This window comes from Methylocystis echinoides (genome assembly GCF_040687965.1).
Lineage (GTDB): Bacteria > Pseudomonadota > Alphaproteobacteria > Rhizobiales > Beijerinckiaceae > Methylocystis > Methylocystis echinoides_A.
In genome coordinates, this window is the sequence record NZ_CP156084.1 from 809,420 (window position 1) to 824,797 (window position 15,378).

The 15,378-nt window shown below is 64.2% G+C and carries 16 protein-coding genes and 1 pseudogene; 16 read left to right on the forward strand and 1 reads right to left on the reverse strand.

Features of this window, described 5'->3' with window-relative positions:
- Positions 1-265 precede the first annotated feature (265 nt).
- Both RVU70_RS03850 and RVU70_RS03855 read left to right on the forward strand, forming a co-directional pair.
- Positions 266-727: a MarR family winged helix-turn-helix transcriptional regulator gene (locus RVU70_RS03850; RefSeq protein WP_363349764.1), complete on the forward strand. Its 462-nt coding sequence runs from the start codon at positions 266-268 to the stop codon at positions 725-727.
- Positions 728-761: 34 nt separating this feature from the next.
- Complete coding sequence (locus tag RVU70_RS03855) at positions 762-2,051, forward strand: 4Fe-4S ferredoxin (RefSeq protein ID WP_363349765.1); 1,290 nt, start codon at positions 762-764, stop codon at positions 2,049-2,051.
- A gap of 50 nt (positions 2,052-2,101) precedes the next feature.
- On the opposite strand, the gene RVU70_RS03860 is transcribed toward RVU70_RS03855, so the two are convergent.
- On the reverse strand, positions 2,102-4,183 hold the full coding sequence (locus RVU70_RS03860) for an elongation factor G (RefSeq protein ID WP_363349766.1): 2,082 nt from the start codon (positions 4,181-4,183) through the stop codon (positions 2,102-2,104).
- A gap of 157 nt (positions 4,184-4,340) precedes the next feature.
- Between RVU70_RS03860 and rph the strand changes: the two genes are divergently transcribed.
- The 14 genes and pseudogenes from rph to RVU70_RS03930 all read left to right on the forward strand — a co-directional run bounded on the left by rph (position 4,341) and on the right by RVU70_RS03930 (position 15,361).
- A complete protein-coding gene (gene rph, locus RVU70_RS03865; RefSeq protein WP_363349767.1) occupies positions 4,341-5,057 on the forward strand; it encodes a ribonuclease PH in 717 nt (238 codons plus the stop codon).
- Positions 5,054-5,698 (forward strand): RdgB/HAM1 family non-canonical purine NTP pyrophosphatase, encoded by a 645-nt coding sequence (gene rdgB, locus RVU70_RS03870; protein WP_363349768.1) that lies wholly within the window; start codon positions 5,054-5,056, stop codon positions 5,696-5,698. The genes rph and rdgB overlap by 4 nt, the downstream gene beginning before the upstream one ends.
- A gap of 147 nt (positions 5,699-5,845) precedes the next feature.
- Entirely contained in the window at positions 5,846-7,363 is a 1,518-nt protein-coding gene (gene adh, locus RVU70_RS03875; RefSeq protein ID WP_363349769.1) for an aldehyde dehydrogenase, read from the forward strand.
- Between the two features lie 102 nt (positions 7,364-7,465).
- Positions 7,466-7,837 carry a DUF779 domain-containing protein gene (locus RVU70_RS03880; RefSeq protein WP_363351209.1) on the forward strand — a complete coding sequence of 124 codons (372 nt, stop codon included), beginning with the start codon at positions 7,466-7,468 and terminating at the stop codon, positions 7,835-7,837.
- A gap of 49 nt (positions 7,838-7,886) precedes the next feature.
- Positions 7,887-8,408: pseudogene (locus RVU70_RS03885) on the forward strand (methylated-DNA--[protein]-cysteine S-methyltransferase); the annotation flags it as partial.
- Positions 8,409-8,484: 76 nt separating this feature from the next.
- Entirely contained in the window at positions 8,485-8,865 is a 381-nt protein-coding gene (locus RVU70_RS03890; protein ID WP_363349770.1) for a flagellar basal body protein, read from the forward strand.
- The gene (gene flgC / locus RVU70_RS03895) at positions 8,862-9,281 is read left to right on the forward strand and encodes a flagellar basal body rod protein FlgC (RefSeq protein ID WP_363349771.1); all 420 of its coding nucleotides are present in this window, start codon (positions 8,862-8,864) and stop codon (positions 9,279-9,281) included. Before RVU70_RS03890 ends, flgC begins: the two co-directional genes overlap by 4 nt.
- 3 nt (positions 9,282-9,284) lie before the next feature.
- Entirely contained in the window at positions 9,285-9,611 is a 327-nt protein-coding gene (locus RVU70_RS03900) for a flagellar hook-basal body complex protein FliE (protein ID WP_363349772.1), read from the forward strand.
- Positions 9,612-9,624: 13 nt separating this feature from the next.
- Positions 9,625-10,413 (forward strand): flagellar basal-body rod protein FlgG, encoded by a 789-nt coding sequence (flgG, locus tag RVU70_RS03905; protein ID WP_363349773.1) that lies wholly within the window; start codon positions 9,625-9,627, stop codon positions 10,411-10,413.
- The gene (gene flgA / locus RVU70_RS03910; RefSeq protein WP_363349774.1) at positions 10,410-10,799 is read left to right on the forward strand and encodes a flagellar basal body P-ring formation chaperone FlgA; all 390 of its coding nucleotides are present in this window, start codon (positions 10,410-10,412) and stop codon (positions 10,797-10,799) included. The genes flgG and flgA overlap by 4 nt, the downstream gene beginning before the upstream one ends.
- 66 nt (positions 10,800-10,865) lie before the next feature.
- Positions 10,866-11,969 (forward strand): flagellar basal body P-ring protein FlgI, encoded by a 1,104-nt coding sequence (locus RVU70_RS03915; RefSeq protein ID WP_363349775.1) that lies wholly within the window; start codon positions 10,866-10,868, stop codon positions 11,967-11,969.
- Positions 11,970-12,186: 217 nt separating this feature from the next.
- On the forward strand, positions 12,187-13,206 hold the full coding sequence (locus tag RVU70_RS03920) for a beta-1,6-N-acetylglucosaminyltransferase (RefSeq protein WP_363349776.1): 1,020 nt from the start codon (positions 12,187-12,189) through the stop codon (positions 13,204-13,206).
- A 12-nt stretch (positions 13,207-13,218) separates the two neighbouring features.
- The gene (locus RVU70_RS03925; RefSeq protein ID WP_363349777.1) at positions 13,219-14,274 is read left to right on the forward strand and encodes an NAD-dependent epimerase/dehydratase family protein; all 1,056 of its coding nucleotides are present in this window, start codon (positions 13,219-13,221) and stop codon (positions 14,272-14,274) included.
- A 16-nt stretch (positions 14,275-14,290) separates the two neighbouring features.
- A complete protein-coding gene (locus RVU70_RS03930) occupies positions 14,291-15,361 on the forward strand; it encodes a hypothetical protein (RefSeq protein ID WP_363349778.1) in 1,071 nt (356 codons plus the stop codon).
- The last annotated feature ends 17 nt before the right edge of the window (positions 15,362-15,378 follow it).

The following is a 15,378-nucleotide window of genomic DNA, read 5'->3' on the forward strand; positions in this document are numbered from 1 at the left end:
GCTTCGCGGGCGAGACTTTGAGGTCTGGCTTCTTCTCCGCAACCGCATGAGCTCCGTCGCTTGCCGGGGCCGCGCGCACGCTCTCGCTCGCCATGGCGCTTGGCAAGGTGATGCAAGACGCCCCGAACACAAGAATGAGAAGGCGCATGTCGACGCTCCGGCAGTGAACGGCTTGGCGGCCACACAGGACTCCGAGGCAAATAGGTAGGGCGCCTGCGGGGCCGCGCCCATTGACGGCGCGGAGAAACGGGCATATGCATCTTTCATGGCCGTCGACCCCGCCGAGATCCGCGCCTGCGCCCAGAGCTGCGCCGCCGCCAATGTGCGGCGCGCGAGCCGCGCCGTGACGAAGCTCTACGGGCGCTTCATGGCGTCGACCGGGCTCGAGCCCACGCAATATTCGCTGCTGGTGGCCTGTTCGCTCACCGGGGGGGCCACGGTGAGCAAGCTCGCAGAGGCTTTCATGATGGACCGGAGCGCCCTCGCCAGGAACCTCGCGATCATGGAAAAACGAAGCCTGGTGAAGGTCAAGGCGGGCGAAGACCGGCGCACGCGCAAGGTGACGCTGACGCCCTTCGGGGAAGCGACGCTCGCCAACGCCTTGCCGCACTGGCGCGAGGCGCAGCATGCGGTCGAAACCCAATTCGGCGCGGAGCGCCTGCAAAGACTTTTGTCGGACCTGAAGGATCTCATGAAGATCACGGCGCGCGCGCCGGACGGAGACTGAGACGCTCCTGCTTGCCTAAAAAGGGGTATATGCAATGATTGCACGTGCTGACGCCGCCGCCACGCTCGACGCCCTTACGCTGCGCGACCTTGCGTTCGCCGCCGGGGCGGACGACGCGGGCTTCGTCTCGATTGACAATCCTGCGCTCGACGATCAGCGCGCCGAGATCCTCGCCGCTTTTCCCTTCGCCCGGACGCTGATTTCCTTCGTCGTGCGGATGAGCCGCGAGAATTTGCGCAGTCCCGCGCGCTCGCTGGCCAATCATGAATTCCACCACGCCGGCGCCGATTGCGACGAAACCGCCCACGCGCTCGCGCGGGCGCTGGAGGCGCGCGGCGTGCGCGCCGGCTTTGCGCCCGCGGGCTTTCCGATGGAGGCCGACAGATGGCCGGGGAAATTGTGGGTGATCGCCCACAAGCCTGTCGCCGTCGCCGCTGGCCTCGGCCTCATGGGCATTCATCGTAACGTCATTCATCCGAAGTTCGGCAATTTCATTCTGCTCGGAACGGTCGCGATCGACGTCGACGTGGCGCATGTCTGCGCGCCGATCGATGACAACCCTTGTCTCGAATGCAAACTCTGTGTCGCGGCCTGCCCCACGGGGGCCATCGCCGCCGACGGCCATTTCGACTTCGCGGCCTGCTATACGCATAACTACCGAGAATTCATGGGCGGCTTCGTGGATTTCGTCGAAACCGTCGCCGAGGCGAAAAGCGCCCGCGACTATCGTGGCAAGCGCGCCGACTCGGAGACCGTCTCGATGTGGCAGAGCCTCGCGTACAAGCCCAATTACAAGGCCGCCTATTGCCTCGCCGTCTGCCCGGCCGGCGAGGACGTCATCGGCGCCTATCGGAGCGATAAGGCAGGCTTTCTGCGAGACATCGTCGATCCGCTGAGGAAGAAAGCCGAAACGATTTACGTTTCGGCGGGCTCGGATGCGGAAGAGTATGTGGCGCGCCGCCTGCCGCACAAGAAAATCAAGCGCGTGGGCTCCGTTTTACGGCCAGCCAATGTCGACAGTTTCCTTGCGGCGCTGACTCATGTTTTTCAACGCAACCAATCCGCGGGTCTCGACGCCGCCTATCATTTCACCTTCACCGGCGCGTGGCCCCGGCAGGCGACGATCGCCATTTCGAACCGAAAGATCGACGTGCGCGACGGCCTCGTCGGCGCAGCCGACCTTGCCGTCGTCGCTGACGGCGAGACCTGGATTCGCTTTCTGCGCAAGGAGGCCAGCCTGCCCTGGGCGCTGATCAGCCGCCGCATCAGGTTGAAAGGCGACCCGAGGCTCCTTGCCGCCTTCGGACGCTGTTTTCCGGCGTGAACCCCCATCCCTCCCCCGCATGCGGGAGAGGGACCGGAAGCGGCGTCGCCTCACCCCACCGCTGCGCGCGCCGGATGGCCGGCATGCGCCGCGACAATGTCGCGCGCCTGCTTGCCGACGACTTCCGCGAGGTGGTCGAAGCGGGCCTGGAAGAAGCCCGAGCCGGCCGTCGCCGAGCGCAATTCGACGATGAGATTGTCCATCTCGGCCTCGGGAATCAAAGCCTCGAGCCTGTCCCAGCCTTCCCAGCCCTCGCGCGGCCCGAAGCCCATGATCTGCCCGCGCCGCCCGGAGACGAGGCCCGTCGCGCGCGACATGGCGTCGCTCGGCACGAAGATATTCACCGCCAGCACCGGCTCCAGCAGGATCGGTTCGGCCTTGCCCAGCGCCTCGCTCATGCCGATGCGCGCCGCCGTCCGAAACGCCATGTCGGAAGAGTCGACGGTGTGATAGGAGCCGTCGGTCAGCACAGCCTCGACGTCGACCACAGGGAAACCCAGCGGCCCATGCGTCATGGCGTCCTGACAGCCCGCCTCAACCGACGAGAAATATTGCTTGGGCACCGCGCCGCCGTGCACGCGCTCGGAGAAGGCGAAGCCCTCTCCCCGCCCGCGCGGCGCAACCTCCAGCACCACGTCGCCGAATTGACCATGTCCGCCCGACTGCTTCTTGTGGCGCCCGCGCACCGTCACCTTGTGACGGATCGTTTCTCGATAAGCGACGCTCGGCTTCGTCACCTCGACGGCGACGCCGAAGCGCGACTGCAACCGTTCGAGCGCCACGCGCAGATGCATCTCGCCCTGGCCATAGAGCTTGATCTGCGACATCTCCTGATCATGGACGAAGACGAGCGAGGGGTCTTCCTCGACGAGCTTCGCCATGGCCGCGGCAAGGCGCATTTCGTCTTTGCGGTCCTTCACCGCGAGCGCGATCGCATGCACGGGGTCGGGGACCGGGGCGCGCGTCTCGAGCGCGGCGCCGTCGGCGCGGCCGTCGGCGACGACCGTATCGCCGGTTTGGACGTGCTCGAGACGCCCGAGCGCGACCACGTCGCCCTCTTTCGCCTCGCTCACCTTGGTCAGATTGGGGCCGAGCAGCCGGGACAGTCCCGATATGCGATCCTCGCCATGGGTCGACACGACCGTCTGGCCGTCGGCGAGCGCGCCGCGCAGCACGCGCGCGATCGAGAGCTTGCCGCCATGCGGGGTGTGCACCGTGCGCAGAACGCGCGCCAGCGGCGGCCCGCCTTCCTTCAGCGCGAGACGCGCACGCGTGTCGGCCACGCCCGGCGCTTCATGGCGCAGCGCCTTCAACAGGCGCGTGACGCCCGCGCCGCGCTCGGCCGAACCGATGAAGAGCGGCGCAACCAGACCCGCCCGCAATTCTTTGGTAAGATCGTCGAAAACCTGATCGCGCGGCGGCTCGATGTCGGAAATGAGCTCCTCCATCAAAGCGTCGTCGTAATCTGCGAGGCGCTCCAGCATGGAGTAGCGCGCTTCCCTCTCCGTCGCCGCCTCGCCTTTGGGAATTTCGACCACCTCGGAGGGCGCATGTTCGCGATAGACATAGGCGCGTTCCAGCGCGAGATCGATGAAGCCGACGGCGACGCCATTGTTCCAGATCGGGATCTGACGCAAGAGCAGCGGCGTGCGCGACGCGGGCTGCAACACGGTGAGCGCGTGGCGCACGTCGATCGTGGTGGCGTCGATCTTGTTGAGGAATAGAAAATGCGGAACGCCCAATTCCTCGAGCTGGCGCAGCGTGAGTTGCAGCGCAGGAACCTTGCGCTCGTCCACTTCGCAGACGACGACCGCGGCGTCGACCGCGGGAAGGACGTTGCGCGCTTCGTGGGAAAATTCCACCGAGCCGGGAAGATCGACGAACGTATAGCGGTCGCCCATGAAATCGACGCTGGCGACATTCGCTTCGACGCTCATCTTGTGCGCCCGCGCCTCGGCGCTGGCGTCTCCGACGCTCGATCCGTCGCCAACCGCGCCCTGACGCGGAATGGCGCCGGCATGCGCCACGATGGCTTCGAGAAGCGTGGTTTTGCCGCATTGGAAGGGACCCGCCAGCGCGATCAGCCGCGGACCCCGCGCTCTCGCTTCGTGGGAAGAGGTCGACTCACCCATCATTTCCTCCCTTATGTATCGGAGCCTGTTCGGCCAGCTCCGTTGCGTCATGGTCCCACCACATTCCAATTAGCGCAAGCAATGAATAAGGGAGGCGCTTCCAAGTCGCGCCAAAGCGGGCTAGAACGTTTCTAATTCCAAAGAAGAGAGGTTTTTCATGCGTCCCAGCAAGCGCGCGCCCGACGAGATGCGCCCCGTGAGTTTCGAGCGCGGCGTGGCCCGTTACGCCGAAGGCTCCTGCTTGGTGAAATTCGGCAATACGCAGGTTTTGTGCGCCGCGTCGCTCGAGGACAAGCCGCCGCCGTGGCTGCGCGGCCAGGGCCGCGGCTGGGTCACCGCGGAATATTCGATGCTGCCGCGCGCCACCCATACGCGCACGCGGCGGGAATCCTCCGCCGGCAAGCTCACGGGACGCACGCAGGAAATCCAGCGCCTCATCGGCCGCAGCCTGCGCGCGGTGACGAATCTGCCCGCGATCGGCGAGCGCCAGATCGTGCTCGACTGCGACGTGATCCAGGCCGACGGCGGCACGCGCACGGCCTCCATCACCGGCGCCTGGCTCGCGCTGCGCGATTGTTTCGAATGGATGCGGTCGCGGTCGATCATCAAGGAGAATCCGCTGCGCGACCATGTCGCCGCCGTCTCCTGCGGCATCTTCAACGGAACGCCTGTCATCGATCTCGACTACGCCGAAGACTCGACGGCGCAGACCGACGCCAATTTCGTCATCACCGGGGCTGGCGGCCTCGTTGAAATTCAGGCGACGGCGGAGGTGGCGGTGTTTTCGCAGGACGAACTCGGGGCCATGCTCGCGCTCGCGCAAAAGGGCGTGGCCGATCTTGTTGCGCTGCAAAAGGCGGCGCTCGCAGCATGACAACGAGCGGCGCGCCCCACCGCAAGATCGCCGGCAAGCTCGTGATCGCCACGCATAATCCCGGCAAGCTCTGGGAGCTTCAGCAACTGCTCGCGCCGCATGGCGTCGACGCCGTGTCGGCCGGCGACCTCGGCCTCGCCGAACCCGAGGAGACGGAGACGACCTTTCGGGGCAATGCGGCGCTGAAGGCGCGCGCGGCGGCGATGGCGTCGGGCCTGCCCGCCTTTGCCGACGATTCGGGTCTTTGCGTCGATGCGCTCGAGGGCGCGCCGGGCGTTTATTCGGCGCGCTGGGCGGGCGAAACCAGAGACTTCAAGGCGGCCTGCGAATTGGTGCGCCGCAAACTCGACGAACGCGGCGCGCGCCCGCCCTATCGCGCCAATTTCACCTGCGCGCTGGCGATCGTATGGCCCGACGGCCACATCGAGGAATTCGAAGGCCGCGTCGACGGCGAGCTGGTTTTTCCGCCCAAGGGCGACAAAGGCTTCGGCTATGATCCGATCTTCAAGCCCGACGAACTCGACAAGACCTTCGGCGAGATGATGTCGGCCGAAAAGCACGCGCTGCCGGGCGACGGCTCTCGCGCGCTCTCGCATCGCGCGCGGGCTTTTCAGGCGATGGCGAAAGCCTGTCTGGACTGACCAGGGTTGCGTCGCCGCCTGACGCGCCCAGTTCGGGCGATGCGGCGGCGCAGACCCTTTCTCTTGGCGCGGGCCTGTGCGTTACTATCTGTCGGCTAAGAACAGCGCGAAAGCGCGCGCCGGGATGAAACCCTCAGGAAGCGCCCCATGACCAAGCACGAGATTTTCGCCGCCTCGAAACCGCCCTTCAAGGCCCGCTACGGCAATTTCGTCAACGGCGAATGGGCGGACGCGAAGTCGGCCCGCACCTTCGACAACCTCTCCCCGATCACGGGCCAGAAAGTGTGCGAGATCGCCCGCTCGGACAAGGACGATATCGAGGCCGCGCTCGACGCCGCCCACGCCGCCAAAGCCGCCTGGGGACGGGCCAGCGCCGCGGAGCGCGCGACGCTTCTCAACAAGATCGCGGATCGCATGGAGGAGAATCTCGAGCTTCTCGCCGCCGCGGAGACCTGGGACAATGGCAAGCCCATCCGCGAGACCATGGCCGCCGACGTGCCGCTCGCGATTGATCATTTTCGCTATTTCGCCGGCGCGGTGCGCGCGCAGGAAGGCGGAATATCCGAGATCGATCACGATACGGTCGCCTATCACTTCCACGAGCCGCTCGGCGTCGTCGGCCAGATCATCCCCTGGAACTTCCCGCTGCTGATGGCGGCCTGGAAGCTCGCGCCCGCCCTCGCCGCCGGCAACTGCGTCCTGATCAAGCCCGCCGAACAGACGCCCGCGAGCATTCTCGTCTGGGCGGAGATTGTCGGCGACGTGCTGCCGAAGGGCGTCCTCAACATCGTGAACGGCTTCGGGCTCGAGGCCGGCAAGCCGCTCGCTTCGTCGAATCGCATCGCAAAGATCGCCTTCACCGGCGAGACGACGACGGGCCGGCTGATCATGCAATACGCCAGTCAGACGCTGATCCCCGTCACGCTGGAACTCGGCGGCAAGTCGCCGAACATCTTCTTCGAAGACGTGGCGCGCGAGGACGACGACTTCTTCGACAAGGCTGTCGAAGGCTTCGTGATGTTTGCGCTGAACCAGGGCGAGGTGTGCACCTGCCCGAGCCGCGCGCTCATCCATGAGAAGATCTACGACCGCTTCATGGCGCGCGCGCTGGAGCGCGTCGCGGCGATCAAGCAGGGCAATCCGCTCGACCCCGAGACGATGATCGGCGCGCAGGCGTCGTCCGAGCAGCTCGAGAAGATCTTGAGCTATATCGACATTGGCAAGCAGGAAGGCGCCAAGGTGCTCGCCGGCGGCGAGCGCAACCTGCTCGACGGCGACCTCGCCGGCGGTTTCTATGTGAAGCCCACGGTCCTGCAGGGCCACAACCGCATGCGAGTCTTCCAGGAGGAAATCTTCGGTCCCGTTGTCTCGGTCACGACGTTCAAGGACGACGACGAAGCGCTGCAGATCGCCAATGACACGCTCTACGGTCTCGGCGCCGGCGTGTGGAGCCGCGACATCAATCGCTGCTACCGCTTCGGCCGCGCGATCCAGGCGGGACGCGTGTGGACCAACTGCTATCACGCCTATCCGGCGCATGCAGCCTTCGGCGGTTACAAGCAGTCCGGCATCGGCCGTGAAAATCACAAGATGATGCTCGATCATTATCAGCAGACGAAGAACATGCTGGTGAGCTACAGCCCGAAAAAACTGGGGTTCTTCTAGAGCACCCGCCCCAACCCTCCCCCGCTTGCGCGGGAGAGGGAGCAGGCGCGGGCCTTGAGCGTCCCCTCTCCCGCGCAACGGGGGAGGGACAGGGAGGAGATCCTGAGCGCACCCGACACGCCTCAACGCGTCACCGCCACGCAAGCCGCGCGCGACTTCATCGCGCGTCTTCGCGCGGACCATGGCGACATTCTCTTCCACCAGTCCGGGGGGTGCTGCGACGGCTCGGCGCCGATGTGCTATCCGAAAGGCGACTTTCTTATCGGCGACAATGACGTCTTGCTCGGAGAAATCGGCGGCGCGCTGTTTTACATCGGCGCGGCGCAGTTCGATTACTGGAAACACACCCAGCTCATTATCGACGTCGTGCCCGGACAGGGCGGCATGTTCTCGCTCGACAACGGAACCGGAAGGCGCTTTCTTACGCGCTCGCGACTCTTCAGCGACGAAGAACTCGCGGCGCTCGGGGCATAATGTGGAGGGCTAGATGTCGCTTGCAAATCAGACTTTGAAAGCCGCGACCATCCGCTTCGCCCTGCGCCCGTGCAGCCTGGGCCTTGCGCTCATCGCCGTGAGCGATAGAGGCGTCTGCGCCATTCTGCTGGGCGACGACGCTGAGGCGCTTCTCGACGAATTGCGTCGCCGCTTTCCGAAATCAGAGATCACAGACGCCGGCGCCGATTGCCGCGGACTTGTCGCCGAAGCGCTCGCCCTCGTGGAGGCGCCGTCTTCACCCGCAAATCTCCCGCTCGACGCGCGCGGCACCGCGTTCCAGCGCCGCGTCTGGGAGGCGTTGCGCGCGATCCCACCCGGCGCCACGGCAAGCTATGCCGACATTGCAACGCGCATCGGCGCGCCGACCGCCACCCGCGCCGTCGCCAGCGCCTGCGGCGCCAATCCGATCGCCGTCGCCATCCCCTGCCATCGCGTCTTGCGCAGCGACGGCGGATTGTCGGGCTATCGCTGGGGCGTCGATCGCAAGGACGCTCTTCTGGCTCGCGAGGGATATCGGCCTAAGGCGCGCCAATTTGTAAAAACCGCCTAAAGAGGCGCTCCACCCCTCCAGCCAGACACAAGCGCCCGCGCCTAGCTTCGCCTCATTCGATCATGTGAGGCCGAATATGGAGCCGGTGTATCTCTTCAAACTCATCGACCAGCAGAAAAGCTGGCTGTCCACCCGGCAATCGCTCGTTGCGCAAAATGTCGCCAATGTGAATACGCCGGGCTACAAAGCGCTCGACACCTTGCCTTTCGCACGCGTGATGGAGCGCAGCGCGCTGGAAATGGCGGGCGCCGATCCTTTGCATATGCGTCCCTCTCCGACCGAGACCATGGCCGCCGCCGTCAAGCCGGCGGAAGGCTGGGAGACGACGATCTCCGGCAACACCGTGTCGCCCGAGCAGGAGATGATCAAGGCCGGCGAAATCCGCGGCGCCTTCACGCTCGACACCAATCTGGTGCGCAGCTTCCACAATATGTGGATCGCGGTGGTGCGGTCATGATCGACCCGCTCGACGCTTCCTTAAAAATTGCCGCCTCAGGCCTCGAAGCGCAGTCCGCCCGACTGCGCGTCGTTTCCGAAAATATGGCGAACGCCCAGTCGACGGGACGCGTCGCCGGAGCGGAACCGTATCGCCGCAAGACGATTTCCTTCGCCAGCGAGCTCGATCGCGCCAATGGCGTCAATCTGGTGCGCGTCAATTCGGTCGGCGCCGATCCGACGCCCTTTCCGATCGAGCACGATCCCGGCAATCCCGCCGCCGACGCCAGCGGCGACGTCAAACGGCCCAATGTCAATCTTCTCCTCGAAATGGGCGATTTGCGCGAAGCCAACCGCGCCTATGAGGCCGATCTGCAAATGATGAAACAGACGCGCGACCTTGTCGCAATGACCGTCGATCTTCTGAAAGGCGCTTGAAAAATGCTTCCACTCGCTTCCATCGCCGCCGCCGCCGTCGGACCGCTCGCTCAAACCGCTGCAACCGCGCTTACGCAAGCGCCGCGAGCCGCCGCAATTGCTGAAACCGCCGGCGCCTCCTTCGGCGACTTCCTCCAGCAGTTCAGCGCGCAGACCGTCGACTCGCTGAAGAACGGCGAAGCGGCGGCCATCGCCGGCGTCGACGGCAAGGCCTCCTTGCAGAAAGTCGTCGGCGCAGTGATGCAGGCGGAGCGGGATCTGCACACCGCCATCGCGCTGCGCGACAAGGCGGTCTCCGCCTATCAGGAAATCAGCCGCATGGCGATCTAAAGGAGCAGGCGTCTTGAGAGCACTCGCCATCGCAGCGACGGGCATGAGCGCCCAGCAACAGAATATCGAAGTCATCTCCAATAATATCGCCAATATCAATACGACGGGCTTCAAGCGCGCGCGCGCGGAGTTTACCGATCTTCTCTACCAGACGGAGCGGCTGCAGGGCGTCTCCAACCGCGGCCGCGACGCGACCGTGCCGCAAGGCTCGCAATTCGGGCTCGGCGTGCGCACCGCCGCGGTGCGCAGCCTGCAGCAGCAGGGCGCCATGACCAACACCGGCAATCCGTATGACCTCAGCCTCAACGGGCGCGGCTGGTTTCAGATCCTCGGCGCCGACAACGAGACGGTCTATACGCGCGCCGGTTCGTTCAGCACCAACGCCAACGGCGAGCTCGTCACTGTGGACGGCTATCAGCTTTCTCCGACGATCACCGTGCCGAGCAATGCGTTGAGCGTCTCGATCAGCCAGACGGGCGTCGTCTCCGCGATGATCGCCGGACAAACCGACCCACAGCAGATCGGTCAGATCACGATCGCGACCTTTCCAAACGACGCGGGCCTCGAGGCGCTCGGCGGCAATCTGTTCCGCCAGACCGCAGCCTCGGGGCAGCCGGTTGTCGGCGTGCCGGGCGATCCGGGTTTCGGCGTCGTCAACCAGGGTTATCTCGAGAGCTCTAACGTCGATCCGGTGAAAGAGCTAACCAATCTCATCGCGGCGCAACGCGCCTTCGAGCTCAATTCCAAGGTCATTCAGGCCGCCGACGAAATGGCCGGAACCGTTTCGAAGGGCATCCGATGAGTCTTGCACGGACGATGCTTGTCGTTCTTCTCGCCGCCGCCGCTTTGGCGCGCGCAGAGGCGCAGGAAAGTTTCCCGGTCGCGCGCGTCACGATCTATCCCGGCGACGCGATCACTGAAACAATGCTCGACGAGCGCGTTGGCGTCGTCGCCCAGGAGGCGCAGGCGCTCTACATGCGGTCGCGCGCGGCGTTGCTCGGCAAGGTTGCCCGCCGCACTCTATTGCCGGGCCAGCCTATTCCGCTGATCGCCGTCGACGCCCCACGCATCGTCGCAGTGGGCGCGCAGGTAAAGATCGTGTTTGCCGAGGCCGGACTGCACATCGTAACCTATGGGATCGCGCAACAGCCGGGCGGAGTAGGCGACGTCATTCGCGTCCGCAATTAGGACAGCGGCCTTTCCATCTCCGGCCGCGTGCAAAGCGACGGCTCGGTCCGCGTCGGCGAAGGCTAAATGCGCCGGTTCATCCTCCTCGCGGCCGTCCTGCTCCTCGCGCCCGCCGCCGCGGCGGATGTGCGCATCAAAGACGTCACGTCTCCGGTCGGGCCGCGCGACTATCAGCTCATCGGCTACGGTCTCGTGATCGGCCTGCAGGGCACCGGCGACACGATGCGCAATGCGCCTTTTACGGAGCAGTCGGCCTCGGCGCTGCTTGATCGCATGGGCGTCAATGTACGCCCCAACAACACCATGCGCACGCGCAACGTCGCCGCCGTCATGGTCACGGCGTCGCTGCCGCCTTACGCGGGCTGGGGCACGACGATTGACGTCACCGTCTCCTCCATGGGCGACGCGACATCCTTGATGGGCGGCACGCTGGTGCTCACGTCGTTGACGGGGCTTGACGGCGCCGTCTACGCCATCGCGCAGGGCCCTATCGCCGTCTCGGGCTTCGCCGCGCAGGGCCAGAATGAGACCCTCACCCATGGCGTCGCCACGGTCGGACGCATCCCGAATGGCGCGACGATCGAACGCGAGCCGCCGCGTCCCGCCGCCGGGATCGACGGCCCGCTTATTCTGCAACTTCGCAATCCGGACTATGCGACTGCGGTGCGCGTCGCTGACGCCGTCAACGGTTTCACTCGCCAGCGCTACAAATCTGCGTTGGCGCGGGAGCGCGACGACCGCAGCGTGGCGCTGACCCTTCCCAGAGGCGCGCAGGCGACCCGCTTTCTCGCCGAGATCGGCGATTTGCGCGTCGCCGTGGAAACGCCCGCGCGCGTCGTCATCGATGAACGCACCGGCACCGTCGTCATCGGCGCCGATGTGCAGATTTCACCCGTCGCGGTTACCCAGGGCGGCCTCACTGTGCGCATCAGCGAAACGCCCGAAGTCTCGCAACCTGCGCCGTTCTCGAACGGTCGCACAACGGTGACCAACCAGACCACGATTTCAGCCGCCGAACCCGCCGGGCAGGTCGCCATGCTCGCGGGGCCCTCCCTCAAACAGCTGGTGAAAGGGCTGAATGAGATCGGGCTCAAACCCACGGGCATCATCTCGATCCTGCAGGCGATCAAGAGCGCCGGCACCCTGCAGGCCGATCTCCTCATTCAATAACGCAATAACGGCCAAAAAAGCCCCCTGATCAGTGAAACGCCGGCGATTTCAGACATTTGTCGTCAAGCGTCGCAATGCGGCGGCGCTTTGCGTCTCCGCTTAATTCCCTTCTGACGCCATCTGCTGGGACGCGGGCGCACGGACGCGCTCGTCTCTCGCCGCGTTTTGAGCTATGTCGGACAGGCGAGGTTTGCGTAGATTGCGAGAGGCTGGCCGTATGAAGCTTGACAATTCGACTCCGGCGAGAGTGGGATTTATCATTTCGGCCTACAAGCGCCCCGAGCTCACAGAACGTTTGGTGCACGCTCTCGAGGGCAGGCCGTGCAGCATTCACGTCGACAAGAAATCATCCATTCGTCCCGACCTCGAGCGGGCGCTCGGCGGGCTTTCAAATGTAACTTTCCTCAAACAGCATCAGGTTTCGTGGGGCGACTTCGGTCATGTCGCCGCGAGCCTCGAAGGCATGCGCTGGTTCCAGACCACTGATCTCGATTACGCCATCCTGCTAACCGGCCAATGTTATCCGCTCCTCCCCATGCGCCACGTCGAAGAAGCGCTCGGTCGGCTGGGCGGAAAATCTCTCATCCAACATGAGCCGTTCGATATCCCGGAGAATTTCATTCTGCGCGATTACGGCCTTCAGCTGCGTTATCAGCTGACGAGGCTGAAGCGTCTGCTCGGCCTCGGCTCCGGAGACGAACAGGTCCAAACGTCCCCCAATGATCAGCCTCGCGTCAAGCCGACGACGAAACCCTCCTATTGGGGCTACGAGGGCTGGCGACGAATTAAGAAGTATAAGTATTTTGTCTCAGGCCAGGCGAAGACAGCGCCATTCATCGTCCGGAGCCTCCCGTTGAATCTCCATCCCTATGGCGGCTCGTCTTATTGGTGCCTGTCGAGGGAATGCGTCGATTACGTTTTGCGATTCATCGACGAAAATCCCAGCGTCGTCCGCTTCTTCGAGAACAGCTACATTCCTTGCGAAACTTTCTTCCAAACTATTCTCGGTAATTCGGACCTTCGCTCGACGCTGATCGATGAGGAAGTCCATTATGTGGAGTGGAGCCATCCAAACGATGGGACCCCCAAGACACTGACAGACCCTGCAAGCGCCCTCGCCTCGGGGAAATGGTTTGCCAGAAAATGGGAATCGACCGACGCGCTGGATGAAATCGATCGCCGCCGGAATCTCTTGCGCAGCGAGAGCGCGCTCAGCGGCGCTTCCGCCGCGAACTGAAAAGTAAAACCCATGTCGAAAAATACCTGTCTCATCACCGGCGGCGCCGGATTTATCGGTTGCGCCCTGTCGAGAGAGCTCGCGGGCGCCTTCGACGAGCTTGTCGTCGTAGACAATCTTCATCCTCAAATTCACGCCGACCATCGTCGTCCGGATGCGCTCGCTCCCCACGCCGCTCTCCATGTCGCCGATGTCACGGAAGCCGGAACGTGGGATCGCCTTTTCGCGGATTTCGATCCGACGGTCGTCATCCATCTGGCGGCGGAGACCGGCACCGGTCAATCCTTGACGGAGGCGACGCGCCATGCCGCCGTCAATGTCGTGGGAACCGCTCAGCTTCTGGACGGACTGGCGCGCCATGCGATGGCGCCGAAGCGCTTCGTGCTGTCATCCAGCCGCGCCGTCTACGGCGAAGGCGCGTGGCGCAACGCCGAAGGCGGCCTCGTCTATCCTGGCCAACGCACGAGAAGCCAGCTCGAGGCAGGCCAATGGGATTTCCCGGGGCTTTCACCCCGCCCGTTTTCAGCCGAGTCGACGCGACCCAGCCCGATCAGCGTCTACGGCGCAACGAAATTGGCCCAAGAGCATTTGATGTCGGCGTGGAGTCACGCCTTCGGCTCGGAGGTCGTCACGCTTCGCCTTCAGAACGTCTATGGGCCAGGCCAGTCGCTGACCAATTCCTATACGGGGATCCTGCCTCTCTTCGCCAGGATCGCCAAGGCCGGGCAGAGCATTCCACTTTACGAAGACGGCTGCATGCTTCGGGATTTCGTTTTCATCGACGACGTCGCCCGAGCGCTCGCCAAAGTCGCCCTTTGTGGGGCTCCTTCGGCGCAGCCCTATGACATAGGCTCCGGCCGCGCCGCCACGATCGGCGAGACGGCACGGATTATCGCCGCTCGCTACAACGCCCCGGCTCCGCACGTCTGCGGCAAATACCGACATGGCGACGTTCGTCACGCCTCGAGCGAAATCGAGCAGACTCGCGCAGACCTCGGATGGGAGCCCCAGGTCGACCTCCAAGAGGGTTTGGATCGACTTTGCCGCTGGATCGACGAACGGATGTGATCTCTGTTTGGGTTCGATGAAGAAGCGCAGAAATCTGCTGGTTGATGTCTCGGCGCACGGGTTAGGCCACCTGGCGCAGGTCGCGCCGCTCATCGCGCGGCTTAAGGCGGCCTCGTCCGATCTCCACGTCACCGTGCGGAGCGCCTATTCGCCAGCCCTGGTCGAGCAATTTATCGGCTGTGATCTCCACTATGCGCCGCTGCCGCCCGAGCCGACGCTCGAGATGTACGGTCCCCTGTCAGTAAACAAGGATGCGACCGAGGCGGCGTTCCGACGCTTCCACGACGCGTGGGCGCAAAATGTGAGCGTCCGCGCGGAAATAATGTCCGAATTCGAGCCCGATCTGTTGGTGAGCGATATCCCCTATGTCAGCCTCGCCGCAGCGGAACGTCTCTCGCTCCCTGCTGTCGCGCTGTGTTGTTACAATTGGCGAGACGCTCGGCAATTCTTCACGAAGACACACGATAGAATCGGGGAGCAGATCGAGCGGGCCTATCAGTCGGCGTGCGTCTTTCTACAGACGACACCGCATATGCCCATGGAATATCTGTCGAACCGGCGTTCGATCGGCCCGCTGGCTCGAATAGGGGCGCGCAGAGGCGCAGAGTTGCGCCGACTTCTCGATGTGCCGCCCGGGCAGAAACTCGTCCTGGTGACGTTTGGCGGTTCGCCGGGGGATCATTCCTTTCGCCTTCCCCGAGACGCTGACATATTCTGGATCGTCCGAGACGCCTCCCAAATCGACGCGCCCAGAGCGGCGAATCTTGCGGATCTTCCGATGCCGTTCATCGATGTTCTGGCCTCTGTCGACGCGGTGGTGAGTAAGGAAGGGTACGGGACGCTGGCAGAGGCCGCGTGCAACGGCGTGCGCTTGCTTATGCTCACCCGCCAGGACTGGCCTGAGACGCCATTCTTTGTCGCATGGGCCAAGGAACACGTGCAATTTTCTGAACTGCCCTTGGACTGCGGCGTGGAAGAGTTTCGTCAGGCGCTCGAATTCCTTCTGTCGAGACCGCCTGCGCCGGCGGTGGAGCGGTCGGGAATAGCCGAAGCCGCCGATGTGATCGCAGCACTCATTTGCACTTGAAGCTTTCAGAAAGCAGG